This window comes from Streptomyces sp. SD31 (assembly GCF_052068475.1).
Lineage (GTDB): Bacteria > Actinomycetota > Actinomycetes > Streptomycetales > Streptomycetaceae > Streptomyces.
The window spans coordinates 294,030-309,954 of the sequence record NZ_JBQHCX010000009.1 but is presented as its reverse complement, the minus strand read 5'-3'; the positions used below and the strand labels follow the sequence as shown (position 1 = coordinate 309,954).

The following is a 15,925-nucleotide window of genomic DNA, read 5'->3' as shown; positions in this document are numbered from 1 at the left end:
CCTATCTCAGCCCGTCCGGCGTTTGAGGACGAGGCCCGTTCAGGGCCGAAGCGGGGGTCTGGGGGCCGCAGGCCCCCAGAAGGCCGGGGTCGAAGGGGCGGCAGCCCCTGGGGACGGGACGGGTAGGGGCGGCGGGGGCGAAACTCCCGCGAGGCCCGCAGCGGAGCGTCACGGCAGCCGCCCCCGAAACCGCCGCCGCTCCACAACCCCTTCTCCCGACGGCTCCGCGTCAGCGAGCCGCACCACAGGATCGTCCGGCCCCTCCCGCCCCGCAACGACAGGCTTACCGGCCCGAACCGCCTTCGCCTGGTACTGAGCCGCATCAGCAAGCCGAAACAGCCGACGCGCAGAACGAACCGGCCCGATCTCATCCTCGGTGGACGCCACCCCACACGCGACCCCTTCCCCCAGCTCCAACTCAGCCGCACGACGGCACAATTCGTCGGCAGCCTTCACCACATCGCCGACGGGCGACCCGACGGCAAGCAGGCAGAACTCGTCCCCCCCGAGCCGCGCGGCAAGAGCCCCGGGCAGCATCGCGCCACACAGCGACAGCACCGACCCGAACCGCTCCAGAAGCCGGTCACCCACGGCATGCCCCCGCGTGTCGTTCACCCGCTTGAGCCCGTTGAGGTCGCAGACGACGAGACTCACGACGACACCGTGACTGCGATGCCGCTCAATGGCCTCCTCCAACCGCACATCGACCGCACGCCGATTCGCCAGCCCGGTCAGCGCATCGGTGAACGCCAGCCGCCGAGCCTCCTCCAGCCGCTCGATCTGCGCCATCCCGGCGGCCACGACGGAGGCCAGCACGGTCGCGAAGTCGGCGTCCGCACGGTCGAAGACAGGCACACCGGCGGAACGAGCGACATACAGCTCCCCCCAAGCACGCCCGTTCAACACGATCGGCGCCACGACACAGCACCCCCGCCCACGCCGCCGCAGAGCCGCCACCCGCTGATGGCAGTACCCGGGATGACCGGTGGAGGGGCCGTCGGCCGTCTCCACCCAGGCGTTGGGCTCACCCCCGGCGGCCCACCGCTCGTGCAGGAACTCGGTGATCTCCGGGAACTGATGCACCGGATAGGCCTCGTCGCTCGGAAACTCCTCCTCCCCCCGGGCCCGGTCCCCCACATTCACGAGCACCCGCAACCGCCCGAGCTCCCGCTCCCACACCGACAGCGCCGCAAAGCTCCCGTCCAACGCCCGACACGCCCCGAGCGCCGCCGCCCGCCAGGACTCACGCGGGGTGTGCGCCGCCGCCATCCCCTGCGCCAACGCCACTACGGCCGCGAGCCGTCTGTCCTCACCCATCACTCCAGGCTAGGTAGTTTTGCGCCAATTCGGGACGTTGGCGTGGCGAACGGGGAGCTCACCACCGAATTCCGCCGCCCCTCCTCCCCACCAGCGATCCACCCGTGCCGACCAGGCAATCCCCCGCCCCTCCAGCAGAGGGACCCCGTCACTCCCCCGGCCACTCAGGCCGCCGCTTCTCGTTGAAAGCCGCCACCCCCTCCGCCCGGTCCCCCGAAAACGCCGTCGCCCGCCAGGCCGCGTCCTCGATCTCCAGCCCGGCCCGCAGATCCAACCCGTGCCCCACCCGCAGCGCCCGCTTGGCCGCCCGCAACCCCACCGGCGAGTTCGCGGCGATCCGGCCCGCCATCGCCAGGGCCTCCTCCCGATCCCGCCCCTCGTCCACCAGCACATCCACGAGCCCCAGCTCCCGGGCCTCACCCGCCTCGACCCGCCGCGCCGTGAAGATCAGCTCCGCCGCCCGAGCGGCCCCCACCCGCCGCGGCAGCAACTGCGTGCCTCCGCCCCCCGGAATCACCCCGACCGACACCTCCGGCAGCCCCACCACGGCCGTCCGGTCGGCCACGATCACATCGCAGGACAACGCCAGCTCGAAGCCACCCCCCAGCGCGAACCCGTGCACCGCCGCGATCGTCGGCACCGGCAACTCCAGCACGCCCGTGTACGCCCCCCGCGCCACGGGCCGCTGCCGCACCAGATCGGCGTCGCTGAACGAATTCCGCTCCTTCAGGTCCGCCCCGACACAGAACGCCCGCGCATGCGTCGAGGTCAGCACCACCACCCGTACGCCGTTGTCCGCGCTCAGCGCCGCACACGCCCCCGCGATCGAGCGGGCCATCTCCGTCGACACGGCGTTCATGGCCTTGGGCCGGTCGAGGACGAGCTCCGCGACATGCCCGGCACCCCCGTCACCGTGCCGCCGCACCAGCACGAACTCCCCGTACCGCTCCTCACTCATGACACCCTCCGGTTAACGCGGGTTAACAACATCGCCCCGATCATCGCAGCCGGACCCCGCCGGGAAAAGGCCCGACGAGCGGTTCCCGAATCGAGTGCCGACACCCCGTTCGAGTGACATCCCACCCAACTCCCGCCTCACCACCCACGACAACGCATAACGTGCGCGACACCACGGCGCATTGGGGGCGCGAGTGCGTTGGGAGGGGTCGTGATGGGCGTGACGGCGGAGACATCAGCGGAAACCGGGGCGACCGGCGAGGCGGAACAGACCACGCCCCGCCTCTTCGGCCCCCGCGGCCGCCACCGCCGCCCGCGCCCCCGCAAGGTCCTCCTCGCAGCCGGCGGCCTGGCCCTGGCCGCCGGCGCACTGAGCCTCGTACGACTGACCCCCGACTCCGACGTCGCCGGCCTCAGCGCCACGGAGACGGAACCCATCCCGGACTCCGACACGGTCACGGACGAGGACCGCTCGCCCAACGCCGCAGCCACCGTCCCGACACCTGCCCCGAAGACAAGCCCATCGGCGACCTCCGTCATGGGCGCCCTGGACACGGACCCGACACCCACCACGATCGTCGTACCGACGACGAACACCACAGCGACGCCACGGCCGGGCAGCCCCGGCACGACGACGACCGACGCCCCGCCGCTCACGCCCACACCCCGCCCACCAGCGGCGCCCACCCACGCACCCGAAGCGGCCCCGACTCCCGCACCGGGCAAGCCGACGACGAATCCCCCGACCGAACAGCCGGATCACCCCGACGACAACACCGTCTGCGTCCCGGTCATCGGCCTGTGCGTAGATCCCCTGACCAACGGCACCTGACAAGATCGCTCACTGCAACCCCCCAAGGGGCGCGGGGCCGTATCCATATGCGGCTCCGTCGCGTGGGCGCGACCAGCCACAACGCACCCGCAGCCGCCAAACAACCGTCAGCAAAACGGCGCTCACTCGCCCCCGCCGGAGGCCCTCCGCGTCAAAAGCCAAGGCTCGACCACACCAAGCCCCCGCACCGGCCGCTGCCACATCGGCTGCAGCGCAAACCGATACACCGGCGCCTCCTCCCCCTCCTTCTCCGCCGCCGCAGCGGCCTCCGCGGCCTCCGCCTCCGACGCAGGGGCTTCGCCCGTTCGGATGAGTTCCTCCGCGAAGGCGCTGTCGACGAGAACGGCGTCACGCGGAGCTATCGACGTGAGCCGGGAGGCGAGGTTCACGGTCGTACCGAAGACATCGCCCATACGGGTGGTCACCGTGCCGAAGGCGATGCCGACGCGCAGCTCGGGCATCGTCTCGTCGTTGGCCATCGTCTCGATGAGCCGCAGGGCGATCTCGGCGGAGACGGCCGCGTCGTCGGCGGAGTACAGGACCTCGTCGCCGAGGGTCTTGACCAGCCGGCCACCGCGTGCGGCCACCAGATCGGCGGCCGTGGTCTCGAAGGCCTCGACGAGTTCGCCGAGCTCCTCCTCCTCCATACGGCGGGTCAGCCGGGTGAAGCCGACGAGGTCCGCGAAGCCGACGCACAGGCGCCGGTCGACCATCTCCTCGTCGTCGGCGGCCTGCACGACCCGGCCGGTCGCGGCGGCGAGCTGGCGGCGCCAGACGTAGACGAGGAACTCCTCCAGCTCGGGCAGGAGCAGCTCGACCAGGGGATACGTCACCTCTGTGCGGGTCATGCCCGGCTCCGGCGGCTCGGTCAGGCCCTCCAGGAACGAGTCGATCTGCCAATCGGCGAGCCGCGCCGTGGTCTGCCCGGTGGACCTGGCCACCTGCACGGCCATGGCCTCGCTGAGCAGCCCCGCCTCGACGAGACCGGCGAGACGCCTGAGCGCCAGTACGTCGGCCTCGGTCAGCGCCTTGGCCTGCCCGATGTCGGCGAACCCCATGGCCCGCCAGAACCGGGACGCCAGCTCCATGGAGACACCGGCGCTCCGGGCCGCCTGAAACGGGGTGTAGCGCCGCTCGGCGCCGAGGATGAGCTGTTCGAGGCGCAGCGCGAGCGGATCCTCGCCGGGTTCGGCGGCGTGGGGGTCCACCCGGCCGTCCGCGCCCGTGCCGGAGCCCGTGTCGTCGACGGTCACGCCTGCTGCCCTTCCGATCTGCCGCGGTCAGTAATCGACCGGCCTTCACTTTACGGCAGGTGTGGGCCACCTCACTCCCGAGAGGCGTACGGCCCCACCCGCACCTACGCCGGCCTCAGATGCACGATGTCCCCCGCCCCCACGGGCTCCTGCACCCCTTCCCCCGTCGCCAGTACCAGCCGCCCGTCCCCGTCGATGGCGACCGCCTCCCCCGTGATCGTCCGTTCCCCCGGCAGCTCGGCCCGCACGACCCTTCCCAGCGTCGCGCACCCCGCCGCATACGTCTCCTGCAGCCCGCTCACCACCGGGTCCCCAGCCGCGGCCCGCCAACGCCCGTACCACTCCTCCAACGACCGCAACACGCCCCGCAGCAGCGGATCGCGGTCCGTGCTCACGGCCCCGGCGAGGGCCAGGGAGCCCGCCTGCGGCACCGGCAGTTCGTCCTCACGCAGCGTGACATTGATGCCGACGCCGACGACCACCCCTTCGTTCCCGGCCCGCTCCGCCAGGATCCCGCCGGCCTTGCGTTCCTCGCCGCCCACGGTCACCAGCAGGTCGTTCGGCCACTTGAGTGCCGTGTCGATGCCCGCCGCCCGCGACAGCCCCGTCGCCACGGCGACCCCGGTGAGCAGCGGGAGCCAGCCCCAGCGGGCCGGCGGCACCTCGGCGGGGTTCAGCAGCACGGAGAAGAACAGCCCCGAGCGGGGCGGGGCCGTCCACTGCCGGTCGAGGCGGCCCTTGCCGGCCGTCTGCTCCTCGGCGACCAGGACGCTGCCCTCGCTCGCCTTGCCCTCGGTGGCCAGGTCCACCAGGTCGGTGTTGGTGGAGCCGGTGCGCCGCACCACCTCCACGTCCCGCCACAGGCCGCCTTCCCGCACGAGCCCGCGTCGCAGCGCGGCGACGTTGAGCGGCGGACGTTCCAGGTCGGACCAGCGGCTGTCGTCGGATGCATCTCGCGGCGTCATGCAAGCCACCCTAGGTGTGTGAAACGCCGCACTGCTGATTCGTAGGCCCCCCACTACTCTACGGATGAGTAACCGTCCCCCCTTTTGAGCAGGCAGGGAGCGCCATCCCGATGTCCGAGCCGGAAGAGCGTCACGAGATCCAAGAGACCCAAGGGATCGACATCCACACCACCGCGGGCAAGCTCGCGGATCTCCAGCGCCGTATCGAGGAAGCGACGCACGCCGGCTCCGCTCGCGCCGTCGAAAAGCAGCACGCCAAGGGCAAGTTGACGGCCCGTGAGCGCATCGAGCTCCTCCTCGACGAGGACTCCTTCGTCGAGCTCGACGAGTTCGCCCGGCACCGCTCCACCAACTTCGGCCTGGAGAAGAACCGCCCCTACGGCGACGGTGTCGTCACCGGGTACGGAACCGTCGACGGCCGCCCCGTCGCCGTGTTCTCCCAGGACTTCACCGTGTTCGGCGGTGCGCTGGGCGAGGTCTACGGCCAGAAGATCGTCAAGGTCATGGACTTCGCGCTGAAGACCGGCTGTCCGGTCATCGGCATCAACGACTCCGGCGGCGCCCGCATCCAGGAGGGTGTGGCCTCGCTGGGCGCGTACGGCGAGATCTTCCGCCGCAACACGCACGCGTCCGGGGTCATTCCGCAGATCAGCCTGGTCGTCGGCCCGTGTGCGGGCGGTGCGGTGTACTCGCCCGCCATCACCGACTTCACGATCATGGTCGACCAGACCTCGCACATGTTCATCACCGGCCCGGACGTCATCAAGACCGTCACCGGCGAGGACGTCGGCTTCGAGGAGCTGGGCGGCGCCCGCACCCACAACTCCGCCTCCGGCGTGGCCCACCACATGGCCGGCGACGAGAAGGACGCCATCGAGTACGTCAAGCAGCTGCTGTCGTACCTGCCGTCCAACAACCTCTCCGAGGCTCCGGCGTTCCCGGAGGAGGCGGACCTGTCCGTCACCGACGAGGACCGCGAGCTGGACACGATCGTGCCGGACAGCGCGAACCAGCCGTACGACATGCACACGGTGATCGAGCACGTCCTGGACGACGCCGAGTTCTTCGAGACGCAGCCGCTGTTCGCGCCGAACATCCTCACCGGCTTCGGCCGGGTCGAGGGCCGCCCGGTCGGCATCGTCGCCAACCAGCCGATGCAGTTCGCCGGCTGCCTCGACATCCAGGCCAGCGAGAAGGCCGCGCGCTTCGTGCGCACCTGCGACGCCTTCAACGTCCCGGTCATCACCTTCGTCGACGTCCCCGGCTTCCTCCCGGGCGTCGACCAGGAGCACGACGGCATCATCCGCCGCGGCGCCAAGCTGATCTACGCCTACGCCGAGGCGACGGTCCCGCTGATCACGGTCATCACCCGCAAGGCCTTCGGCGGCGCCTACGACGTCATGGGCTCCAAGCACCTCGGCGCCGACCTCAACCTCGCCTGGCCCACCGCCCAGATCGCCGTCATGGGCGCCCAGGGCGCCGTCAACATCCTGCACCGGCGCACCATCGCTGAAGCGGAGGCAAACGGCGAGGACCTGGAGGCGGTGCGCGCCCGGCTGATCCAGGAGTACGAGGACACCCTCCTCAACCCCTATGTCGCGGCCGAACGCGGCTACATCGACGCGGTGATCATGCCGTCCGACACCCGTCTGCACGTCGTACGCGGCCTGCGTCAGCTGCGCACCAAGCGGGAATCCCTGCCTCCGAAGAAGCACGGCAACATCCCCCTCTAGGCCCGCTGGGAGCCGTCATGAACATCAAGGTCCTACGGGGCAACCCGACACCGGAGGAGCTGGCCGCCGCACTGGCGGTGGTCCGCGCCCGCGCCGCGGCGGCGAGCACCGTCCCGCCCGGCGCACCCACCCCGCGCGATTCCTGGTCCGACCCGGCCCGTATCGCGGCGCAGAGGGTGCCGCAGCCGGGCCCGACGACATGGGCGCGTACGTACTGGCCCGCTTAGAGGAGCGTTGACACGACTTCGGCCATCGCCTCGTACCCGGCATCGTTCGGGTGCAGGTGGTCGCCGAAGTCGTACGCCGGGTGCAGGCGGTCGGGGTCCGCGGGGTCGGCCAGCGCCCGGTTCAGATCCACCACCGCGTCGTACTCCCCCGAGCAGCGAATCCATTCGTTCAGCTCGTGACTCACCTTGGCCGCGTGCTCACCCCAGTGGTCCGAGCCCCCGAACGGCAGCAGAGTCGCCCCGATCACCCGCAGTCCCGCCGCCCTGCCCTCCCGTATCAACTCCCGGTGCCCGGCGATGAGTTCCTCCGCCTCCACCACCGGCGCCGGTTTGTAGGTCGGCTGCTCGTCCGTCTCGCTGAAACCGATGTCGTTCAGCCCGAGCAGGACGACGAGCGTGTCCACTCCGGGCCGGTCGAGAACATCCCGGCGCAACCGGCGGATGCCGCCGTCGCCGTACCACGCGGAGTCGTTGAGCAGCAGATTCCCGCCGATGCCCGCGTTGAGCACGGGCCGGCCCGTGCGCGCGGCGAGGACGTCCGACCAGCGCCGGTCGGCGCCTGGCGTCGACCCGAACCCGTCCGTGATCGAGTCCCCGAGGAGCGCGACGGCGTCCCCGCGCCCGGCGTCGACCTCCACCGCCGACAGGAAGTACCAGGACTCGGTCACCGCGTCGAATCCCTCGCCGCCGGTGTCGGCCGCCAGGTCGCCCTCGCCCCGGTAGCTGGTCGCGAAGGCCTGGGCGTGGAAGGTCGCGGGCCCGGTGGTGGTGTCGAAGTACAGCGTGACGGTCACCGACTCCCCGGCGGCGACGGCGAGCGGGACGTCATCGCTGACCAGCTCGCCGCGTGCTGGTACAGCGGCACCTGCGGCACCCCCGAAGGTGAGCCGCACGAGCGACCCCGGCTCCACGGCCGCCCCCGCGGCCGTACGCCCCACGCTCGCGCTCGCGACGCGCACGGGCGAGGCGCCGTAGACGTGCGAGAGCCGCACCCGCACCCGGCCGCCGCCCGCCGACAGCCGTACGACCTGCCGCAGTGACTGGCGCCAGAAGCCCTCGCGGGACCAGTTGGGGGTGAAGCCCTCGCTGGGCAGTTGGGGTGACGCGGTCCAGGAAGTCGTGAACATGGCAGCACATCCTCCAAACAGAACTAAAGTCCCTTTAGCTAATGGAACCGTAGCACCGTTTGCAGGGAAGTTGAGTATGCGTACTCAGGCGCCGCCCCGGATCCCCGATCGACGATGGAAGGCATGCTGTGGTCCGACCCGGAGAACGAGCCGCCCAAGGAACTGCGCGACATGCAGGAGATGTTGCGGCGGCTGGGCGTTCTCATGGCGCTGGCCATGGTGCTCACGATGATCGTGCTCGGGCTGAGATGAGCCCGGCCGGGCGCGCCGATACGCTGACCGCATGACTGATCAGCCGCGCCGCCGACTCATCCTCGCCTCCCAGTCCCCCGCCCGGCTCAATCTGCTCCGCCAGGCCGGTCTGGACCCCGAGGTCATCGTGAGCGGTGTCGACGAGGACGCCGTCACCGCGCCCACCCCCGCCGAGCTGGCACTGGCCCTGGCCGAGGCGAAGGCCTCCGTCGTGGCGGCGAAGCCGGAGGTCAAGGGCGCCATCGTGATCGGCTGCGACTCGGTCCTCGACCTGGACGGCGAGGCCCTGGGCAAGCCGGCCGACGCCGAGGAGGCCACGGCCCGCTGGAAGTCGATGCGCGGCCGGGCGGGCACCCTCCAGACCGGCCACTGCGTCTACGACACCGCCACCGGCCGGTACACCTCCGCGACCGCCTCCACGGTCGTCCGCTTCGGCGAGCCGACCGACGAGGAGATCGCCGCGTACGTCGCCTCGGGCGAACCCCTCTACGTCGCCGGGGCGTTCACCCTCGACGGCCGCTCGGCCCCGTTCATCGACGGCATCGACGGCGACCACGGCAATGTGATCGGCATCAGCCTGCCGCTGGTACGGCGACTGCTGAGCCAACTGGGCATCGGCATCACGGAGTTGTGGGCGCCGGCGGAGGGGTGACCGGGGGCCCGCCGGCCGGAGAACCGTCGGCCGGGGAGCCGTCGCCGCCCTTGCCCCCGTCGGGAGCGGCGTCGGCGGGCTTCTCGGAGGCGGGCGTGCCCTGGGCGTCGTACGTCATCAGCAGCAGCACTATCAGGCCGAGTACGACGACCATGAACAGGAACGCCGCCCAGCCCACCAGCCCCCAGGCGAAGGCGCCCAGCAGCCCGTGCACCACGGCCGCGCTGATGAGCAGGATGCGCCCGAAGCCGACCGGGGCGCGGTCGCGCGCCGCCACGAGCAGGGCCACCAGCCCGCACAGCGCGAAGTAGCCGCCGAAGACCAGGCCGCCGACCTTCGAGGACGTCGACATCACGTCAGGGTCCAGGCCCGCCAGCGACATGTCCTGCCGGTCGACGACGACACCGAGGAACCACTGCAGCGCCGCGACGCCGAGCCCCTCGACGAAGAGCACGAGCGCCACCACCCACGCCACCGGTCTGCGTACCACCGGTCCCCACCCACTTCCGAGCCGCGCTGTTACCCCAAGTACGTACGAGACATCGCGAACGCTACTAACGGGTAAACCCCGGGACAAGGGTTCGGGCGCCAGCAAAGAATCATTGGGCCATTCGTAGGGATTCCACAAAGAAACAGAGTGGCCCGCAGCACGTGATGACAGAGACCTTGACCACAGCGGAGGGCTAGGGTTTGCCGGGAGAGACCTGCGTACCGAGGCGCGACATGGGATTTCGCAGGTCGAGCGAGCCTGGAATCACGCTCCGTGTGGGCAAGCTCACCACTGGGGACGGGTCGATGTGGCGTGTCGGCAGTCCCTAAACTCGGCTTGTTTCAAGGAGGGAGCCTCAATCGTGCGCAAGGTGCTCATCGCCAACCGTGGCGAAATCGCTGTCCGCGTGGCCCGGGCCTGCCGGGACGCCGGGATCGCGAGCGTGGCCGTCTATGCCGACCCGGACCGGGACGCTCTGCATGTCCGCGCCGCGGATGAGGCGTTCGCCCTGGGCGGTGACACTCCGGCCACCAGCTACCTGGACATCGACAAGGTCCTCAAGGCCGCGCGTGAGTCCGGGGCGGACGCGATCCACCCGGGCTACGGCTTCCTCTCCGAGAACGCCGACTTCGCCCAAGCGGTCCTGGACGCCGGTCTGATCTGGATCGGCCCGCCGCCGCAGGCCATCCGCGACCTCGGCGACAAGGTGGCCGCCCGGCACATCGCGCAGCGCGCCGGCGCTCCTCTCGTGGCCGGCACGCCCGACCCCGTGAGCGGGGCCGAGGAGGTCGTCGCCTTCGCCGAGGAGCACGGCCTGCCGATCGCCATCAAGGCCGCCTTCGGTGGTGGCGGACGCGGCCTGAAGGTCGCCCGCACGCTCGAAGAGGTGCCCGAGCTGTACGACTCCGCCGTCCGCGAGGCCGTCGCCGCCTTCGGCCGCGGTGAGTGCTTCGTCGAGCGCTACCTCGACAAGCCGCGGCACGTGGAGACCCAGTGCCTGGCCGACTCCCACGGCAACGTGGTCGTCGTGTCGACGCGTGACTGCTCGCTGCAGCGCCGCCACCAGAAGCTGGTCGAGGAGGCCCCGGCGCCGTTCCTCTCCGACGAGCAGGTCGCCGATCTCTACTCCTCCTCCAAGGCGATCCTGAAGGAGGCCGGCTACGTCGGCGCCGGCACGGTGGAGTTCCTCGTCGGCCTGGACGGCACGATCTCCTTCCTGGAGGTCAACACGCGTCTGCAGGTGGAGCACCCGGTCACCGAGGAGGTCGCCGGCATCGACCTGGTGCGGGAGATGTTCCGCATCGCCGACGGTGAGGAGCTCGGCTACGACGACCCGCCGCTGCGCGGCCATTCCTTCGAGTTCCGCATCAACGGCGAGGACCCGGGCCGCAACTTCCTGCCCGCCCCCGGCACCGTCACCACCTTCGCCCCGCCCACCGGCCCCGGCGTCCGCCTGGACGCGGGCGTCGAGTCCGGCTCCGTGATCGGCCCGGCCTGGGACTCCCTGCTGGCCAAGCTGATCGTCACCGGCGCCACCCGCGAGCAGGCGCTGCAGCGCGCCGCCCGTGCGCTGGCGGAGTTCCAGGTGGAGGGCATGGCGACGGCGATCCCGTTCCACCGCGCGGTGGTCACCGACCCGGCGTTCGCGCCGGAACTGACCGGCTCCAGCGAGCCGTTCACGGTCCACACCCGCTGGATCGAGACCGAGTTCGTCAACGACATCAAGCCCTTCGCCGCTCCCGCCGACACCGAGGCGGACGAGGAGGCCGGCCGTGAGACGGTCGTGGTCGAGGTCGGCGGCAAGCGCCTGGAGGTCTCCCTGCCGGCCTCGCTCGGCATGACCCTGGCCCGCACCGGCCTCGCGGCAGGGGCCAAGCCCAAGCGCCGCGCGGCCAAGAAGTCCGGCCCCGCGGCCTCCGGCGACACCCTCGCCTCCCCGATGCAGGGCACCATCGTCAAGGTGGCCGTCGAGGAGGGCCAGGAGGTCAAGGAAGGCGACCTGATCGTCGTACTCGAAGCGATGAAGATGGAACAGCCCCTGAACGCGCACAAGTCCGGCACCATCAAGGGCCTGTCCGCCGAGGTCGGCGCCTCCCTCACCTCCGGCGCCCCCATCTGCGAGATCAAGGACTGAGACGTACGACGTCCCGAGGCGCCCGGCGGACTGAGCGATCAGTCCACCGGGCGCCTCTTTCTTGGTGTCCGGCCGCCGATGGCATGCTGAAGCCACGGAACAAGTGAAGGAAGGGCAGGTGACCCCCATGGCCCGGCCGCCGGCAGGCATGCGCGCCGATGCCCGCCGCAACTACGAGCGTCTGGTCACCGAGGCCCGCTCCGCCTTCGCCGAACGCGGCACGGACGCGTCCTTGGAGGACGTGGCCCGCCGCGCGGGCGTCGGAATCGGCACGCTGTACCGCCACTTCCCCAACCGCGACGCCCTGCTGAGCGCGGTCTTCGAGGACGCGGTCGGCGACCTCCTGACCCGCTCCCGAGAACTCCTGCACGCCCCGGAACCCTGCGCGGCCCTGGTGACCTGGCTGCGCGAGATGGTCACCCACGCCGGGGAGTACCGGGGCCTGGCCAGGTCCCTGATGTCCGTGTCGTACGACAACACCTCGGCCCTGGCCCGGTGCAGCGGCCCGATCAGAGAAGCGGGCGGCGCACTGCTGGCACGCGCACAGGAGGCGGGCAGGGTCCGGGAGGACGTGGCGATCGGCGACCTACTGCAACTGACCCACGCGATCGCACTGGCGGCGGAGGAGACGCCGGGAGATCCGGAGTTGGCCGACCGGTTGCTGATGCTGACGCTGCGGGGCTTGAAAGCAGACTGAGCGGCAGCCGACCTGAAGGGGCGCGGGGCTGTATCGATATGCGGCTCCGCCGCGCGGGCGCGACAAGCCACAATCAACCCGCACCCGCACACCACCACGAACCCCTACGGCGAACAGGCGAACCTAACGCCGCCGCAGATCCGCGACCCGGGCCCGCTCCCGTTCCCTCTCCGGCCCCTGCTCACCGAGCACCGCCGCAGCGGACCGCAGCCCGGGCGCACCCGGCGCCTGCCCCCGCCTCGGCCCCGGCAGGGCACGCCGCCGCGCCGGGACCTCGTCACCCCCCGGGTTCCCGGTCGCCCCGGCCACGGCGATCTGCACCCCCTGGTCGGCCAGGGCCTGCAACTCGGTGTGGGCACGGTCGTCATGCGCCGGCGGATCGTCGGTGACGAGCCGCGTGATGACCTCCGTGGGCACCGTCTGGAACATCGTGTCCGTACCGAGCTTCGTGTGGTCGGCAAGGACGACGACCTCCGCGGCCGCCTGCACCAGCGCCCGGTCGACGGACGCCGAGAGCATGTTGGACGTGGACAGCCCGCGCTCGGCGGTGAGCCCGCTCCCGGAGATGAAGGCCCGGGACACCCGCAGCCCTTGCAGGGACTGCTCGGCGCCACTGCCCACCAGGGCGTAGTTCGAACCACGCAGCGTGCCGCCGGTCATCACGACCTCGACCCGGTTGGCATGGGCCAACGCCTGTGCCACCAGAAGGGAGTTGGTGACGACGGTCAGTCCGGGGACGCGAGCGAGCCGACGTGCCAGCTCCTGCGTGGTGGTCCCCGCCCCGACGACGATCGCCTCGCCCTCCTCCACGAAGTTCGCGGCGAGGTCGGCGATGGCCGTCTTCTCGGCGGTCGCGAGATGTGATTTCTGCGGAAAGCCGGACTCCCGCGTGAACCCGCCCGGCAATACCGCACCGCCATGCCGGCGGTCGAGGAGTCCTTCTGCCTCCAGTGCGCGCACGTCCCGCCGTACGGTCACTTCGGAGGTCTGGACGACGCGGGCGAGCTCACGGAGCGACACGGCCCCGTTCGCTCGCACCATTTCGAGGATCAATTGGCGACGTTCTGCAGCGAACACGAAACTGACAGTAACCCCAACGACCGTCTGGTTTCAGCAGTTTGCGCCGAATAACAGAAGTTGTTCGTACGCAAGGGCGAGAAGTGGTATAGGGCCTAGTCCCGCCGCCTATGCCGTACGCATGCTCGACAACTCCCCGTGACCAGCGAGGAGTTGGTTTCGGCCGTCAGATCTCGTCGCCGGACTTCCGCGTGTGCAGCTGCCGTGCCACCTCGGCGATCGACCCCGAAAGGGAGGGGTACACGGTGAAGGCGTTCGCGATCTGTTCGACCGTCAGATTGTTGTCGACCGCGATCGAGATGGGGTGGATCAGTTCCGAGGCGCGCGGCGCCACGACCACACCGCCGACGACGATGCCCGTACCCGGACGGCAGAAGATCTTGACGAAGCCGTCCCGGATGCCCTGCATCTTGGCGCGCGGGTTGCGCAGCAGCGGCAGCTTGACGACCCGGGCGTCGATCTTGCCCGCGTCCACGTCGGCCTGGGTGTAGCCGACGGTGGCGATCTCCGGATCGGTGAAGACATTCGACGACACGGTCTTCAGGTTCAGCGGGGCCACCGCGTCGCCGAGGAAGTGGTACATGGCGATGCGTCCCTGCATCGCCGCCACCGAGGCGAGGGCGAAGACACCGGTCACGTCACCGGCGGCGTACACACCCGGCGCGGTCGTCCGGGACACCTTGTCGGTCCAGATGTGCCCGGACTCGCGCAGTTTGACGCCGGCCTCCTCCAGGCCCATGCCCGCGGAGTTCGGGATGGCGCCGACGGCCATCAGGCAGTGGCTGCCGCTGATGACACGGCCGTCGGCGAGGGTGACCTCCACCCGGTCGCCGACGCGCTTGGCGGCGGCGGCGCGCGAGCGGGCCATGACGTTCATGCCACGGCGCCGGAAGACGTCCTCGAGGACGGCGGCGGCGTCCGGGTCCTCACCCGGCAGCACGCGGTCCCGGGACGACACGAGGGTGACCCGTGACCCGAGCGCCTGGTAGGCGCCGGCGAACTCGGCGCCGGTGACACCCGACCCGACCACGATGAGCTCCTCGGGCAGCTCGGTGAGGTCGTAGACCTGGGTCCAGTTCAGGATGCGCTCGCCGTCGGGCTGGGCGTCGGGCAGCTCGCGGGGATGTCCACCGGTGGCGATGAGCACGGCATCGGCGACGAGGGTCTCCTCGGTGCCGTCCGCGGCCCGCACCACGACCTTGCGCGAGCCGTCGAGGGCCTGCATGCCCTCCAGTCGGCCGCGCCCCCGCAGCACGCGCGCACCGGCACGCGTGACGGAGGCGGTGATGTCGTGGGACTGCGCGAGCGCGAGCCGCTTCACACGCCGGTTGACCTTGCCCAGATCGACGCCCACGACACGCGCGGGCGTGTCGATGTGCGGGGTGTCGTCGGCGACGATGATCCCCAGCTCCTCGTACGAGGAATCGAAGGTCGTCATCACCTCGGCCGTGGCGATGAGGGTCTTCGAGGGCACGCAGTCGGTGAGCACCGACGCCCCGCCCAGGCCGTCGCAGTCGACGACGGTCACCTCCGCGCCGAGTTGGGCGGCCACCAGGGCCGCCTCGTATCCGCCGGGTCCGCCACCGATGATCACGATCCGAGTCACGTACTCCATTGTCCCGCACGCCTCACCGTGCCACTGCCTGGGGGCCCGCCCGAGACACCACTGTTACGGGAGGGGAGGACGATTCACCTGCCGTACCCTCTGTGCATGTCGCTCTACGCCGCGTACGCCGGCAATCTCGACGCGCGGCTGATGACCCGCCGCGCCCCGCACTCGCCGCTGCGCGCCACCGGCTGGCTGAACGGGTGGCGACTGACGTTCGGGGGCGAGCAGCTGGGCTGGGACGGGGCGCTGGCGACGCTCGTCGAGGAGCCGAAGGAGCAGGTCTTCGTCGCGCTGTACGACATCGCCCCGATGGACGAGGAGTCCCTGGACCGCTGGGAGGGCGTCGGCCTGGGCATCTACCGGCGGCTCCGGGTACGGGTCGACACGCTGGAGGGCGAGGAGTCGGCGTGGGTGTACGTGCTGAACGCCTACGAGGGCGGGCTGCCGTCGGCCCGCTACCTGGGCGAACTCGCGGACGCGGCGGAGTCCGCCGGCGCGCCGCACGATTACGTGATGGAGCTGCGGAAGCGTCCTTGCTGAGGCCCAGCGGCCCTTCAGCCACCCCGGTCCCTCCTGTCACCCCTTTCGTTGGAAACGACAAGA

General features: G+C 70.9%; 16 protein-coding genes. 8 read left to right on the top strand and 8 right to left on the bottom strand.

Going from position 1 to position 15,925, the window contains the following annotated elements:
• Positions 1-168: 168 nt before the first annotated feature.
• Positions 169-1,317 carry a diguanylate cyclase domain-containing protein gene (locus ACTMVF_RS21500; RefSeq protein ID WP_441272697.1) on the bottom strand — a complete coding sequence of 383 codons (1,149 nt, stop codon included), beginning with the start codon at positions 1,315-1,317 and terminating at the stop codon, positions 169-171.
• Positions 1,318-1,465: 148 nt separating this feature from the next.
• A complete protein-coding gene (locus ACTMVF_RS21495) occupies positions 1,466-2,275 on the bottom strand; it encodes an enoyl-CoA hydratase/isomerase family protein (protein WP_441272696.1) in 810 nt (269 codons plus the stop codon).
• Between the two features lie 213 nt (positions 2,276-2,488).
• On the opposite strand from ACTMVF_RS21495, the gene ACTMVF_RS21490 reads away from it, so the two are divergent.
• Positions 2,489-3,106, top strand: a complete 618-nt coding sequence (locus tag ACTMVF_RS21490) for a hypothetical protein (protein WP_441272695.1) — start codon at positions 2,489-2,491, stop codon at positions 3,104-3,106.
• A gap of 122 nt (positions 3,107-3,228) precedes the next feature.
• Here ACTMVF_RS21490 and ACTMVF_RS21485 read toward each other — a convergent pair whose 3' ends face one another.
• Positions 3,229-4,359, bottom strand: coding sequence for an adenylate/guanylate cyclase domain-containing protein (locus tag ACTMVF_RS21485; protein WP_441272694.1), 1,131 nt, complete (start codon positions 4,357-4,359; stop codon positions 3,229-3,231).
• Positions 4,360-4,463: 104 nt separating this feature from the next.
• Positions 4,464-5,324, bottom strand: a complete 861-nt coding sequence (locus tag ACTMVF_RS21480) for a biotin--[acetyl-CoA-carboxylase] ligase (RefSeq protein WP_441272693.1) — start codon at positions 5,322-5,324, stop codon at positions 4,464-4,466.
• Positions 5,325-5,434: 110 nt separating this feature from the next.
• Here ACTMVF_RS21480 and ACTMVF_RS21475 point away from each other — a divergent pair, with 110 nt between their 5' ends.
• A complete protein-coding gene (locus ACTMVF_RS21475) occupies positions 5,435-7,057 on the top strand; it encodes an acyl-CoA carboxylase subunit beta (protein ID WP_441272692.1) in 1,623 nt (540 codons plus the stop codon).
• 17 nt (positions 7,058-7,074) lie between these two features.
• Positions 7,075-7,284: an acyl-CoA carboxylase epsilon subunit gene (locus ACTMVF_RS21470; RefSeq protein WP_441272691.1), complete on the top strand. Its 210-nt coding sequence runs from the start codon at positions 7,075-7,077 to the stop codon at positions 7,282-7,284.
• Here ACTMVF_RS21470 and ACTMVF_RS21465 read toward each other — a convergent pair.
• Complete coding sequence (locus tag ACTMVF_RS21465; RefSeq protein WP_441272690.1) at positions 7,281-8,411, bottom strand: SGNH/GDSL hydrolase family protein; 1,131 nt, start codon at positions 8,409-8,411, stop codon at positions 7,281-7,283. The two genes, ACTMVF_RS21470 and ACTMVF_RS21465, sit on opposite strands and share 4 nt — an antisense overlap.
• 123 nt (positions 8,412-8,534) lie before the next feature.
• On the opposite strand from ACTMVF_RS21465, the gene mmpB reads away from it, so the two are divergent.
• Both mmpB and ACTMVF_RS21455 read left to right on the top strand, forming a co-directional pair.
• Positions 8,535-8,663 carry a morphogenic membrane protein MmpB gene (mmpB, locus tag ACTMVF_RS21460; RefSeq protein WP_093747104.1) on the top strand — a complete coding sequence of 43 codons (129 nt, stop codon included), beginning with the start codon at positions 8,535-8,537 and terminating at the stop codon, positions 8,661-8,663.
• Positions 8,664-8,694: 31 nt separating this feature from the next.
• Entirely contained in the window at positions 8,695-9,315 is a 621-nt protein-coding gene (locus tag ACTMVF_RS21455; protein WP_441272689.1) for a Maf family protein, read from the top strand.
• Here ACTMVF_RS21455 and ACTMVF_RS21450 read toward each other — a convergent pair.
• Positions 9,284-9,805, bottom strand: a complete 522-nt coding sequence (locus ACTMVF_RS21450; protein WP_441272688.1) for a hypothetical protein — start codon at positions 9,803-9,805, stop codon at positions 9,284-9,286. The genes ACTMVF_RS21455 and ACTMVF_RS21450 overlap by 32 nt on opposite strands.
• 361 nt (positions 9,806-10,166) lie before the next feature.
• Between ACTMVF_RS21450 and ACTMVF_RS21445 the strand changes: the two genes are divergently transcribed.
• The gene (locus tag ACTMVF_RS21445) at positions 10,167-11,939 is read left to right on the top strand and encodes an acetyl/propionyl/methylcrotonyl-CoA carboxylase subunit alpha (RefSeq protein WP_441272687.1); all 1,773 of its coding nucleotides are present in this window, start codon (positions 10,167-10,169) and stop codon (positions 11,937-11,939) included.
• Between the two features lie 127 nt (positions 11,940-12,066).
• Positions 12,067-12,636: a TetR/AcrR family transcriptional regulator gene (locus tag ACTMVF_RS21440; protein ID WP_302003594.1), complete on the top strand. Its 570-nt coding sequence runs from the start codon at positions 12,067-12,069 to the stop codon at positions 12,634-12,636.
• A gap of 123 nt (positions 12,637-12,759) precedes the next feature.
• On the opposite strand, the gene ACTMVF_RS21435 is transcribed toward ACTMVF_RS21440, so the two are convergent.
• Positions 12,760-13,713, bottom strand: a complete 954-nt coding sequence (locus tag ACTMVF_RS21435; RefSeq protein WP_441272686.1) for a DeoR/GlpR family DNA-binding transcription regulator — start codon at positions 13,711-13,713, stop codon at positions 12,760-12,762.
• A 166-nt stretch (positions 13,714-13,879) separates the two neighbouring features.
• A complete protein-coding gene (locus tag ACTMVF_RS21430) occupies positions 13,880-15,328 on the bottom strand; it encodes an NAD(P)H-quinone dehydrogenase (protein WP_441272685.1) in 1,449 nt (482 codons plus the stop codon).
• 96 nt (positions 15,329-15,424) lie between these two features.
• On the opposite strand from ACTMVF_RS21430, the gene ACTMVF_RS21425 reads away from it, so the two are divergent.
• Positions 15,425-15,862 (top strand): gamma-glutamylcyclotransferase, encoded by a 438-nt coding sequence (locus tag ACTMVF_RS21425; protein WP_441272684.1) that lies wholly within the window; start codon positions 15,425-15,427, stop codon positions 15,860-15,862.
• Positions 15,863-15,925 lie beyond the last annotated feature (63 nt).

Coding starts and splice junctions, on each gene's coding strand:
- ACTMVF_RS21500 (WP_441272697.1), bottom strand. CDS start 1,317: ATGGGTGAGGACAGACGGCTCGCGGCCGTAGTGGCGTTGGCGCAGGGG.
- ACTMVF_RS21495 (WP_441272696.1), bottom strand. CDS start 2,275: ATGAGTGAGGAGCGGTACGGGGAGTTCGTGCTGGTGCGGCGGCACGGT.
- ACTMVF_RS21490 (WP_441272695.1), top strand. CDS start 2,489: ATGGGCGTGACGGCGGAGACATCAGCGGAAACCGGGGCGACCGGCGAG.
- ACTMVF_RS21480 (WP_441272693.1), bottom strand. CDS start 5,324: ATGACGCCGCGAGATGCATCCGACGACAGCCGCTGGTCCGACCTGGAA.
- ACTMVF_RS21475 (WP_441272692.1), top strand. CDS start 5,435: ATGTCCGAGCCGGAAGAGCGTCACGAGATCCAAGAGACCCAAGGGATC.
- ACTMVF_RS21470 (WP_441272691.1), top strand. CDS start 7,075: ATGAACATCAAGGTCCTACGGGGCAACCCGACACCGGAGGAGCTGGCC.
- ACTMVF_RS21465 (WP_441272690.1), bottom strand. CDS start 8,411: ATGTTCACGACTTCCTGGACCGCGTCACCCCAACTGCCCAGCGAGGGC.
- mmpB (WP_093747104.1), top strand. CDS start 8,535: ATGCTGTGGTCCGACCCGGAGAACGAGCCGCCCAAGGAACTGCGCGAC.
- ACTMVF_RS21455 (WP_441272689.1), top strand. CDS start 8,695: ATGACTGATCAGCCGCGCCGCCGACTCATCCTCGCCTCCCAGTCCCCC.
- ACTMVF_RS21440 (WP_302003594.1), top strand. CDS start 12,067: ATGGCCCGGCCGCCGGCAGGCATGCGCGCCGATGCCCGCCGCAACTAC.
- ACTMVF_RS21430 (WP_441272685.1), bottom strand. CDS start 15,328: ATGGAGTACGTGACTCGGATCGTGATCATCGGTGGCGGACCCGGCGGA.
- ACTMVF_RS21425 (WP_441272684.1), top strand. CDS start 15,425: ATGTCGCTCTACGCCGCGTACGCCGGCAATCTCGACGCGCGGCTGATG.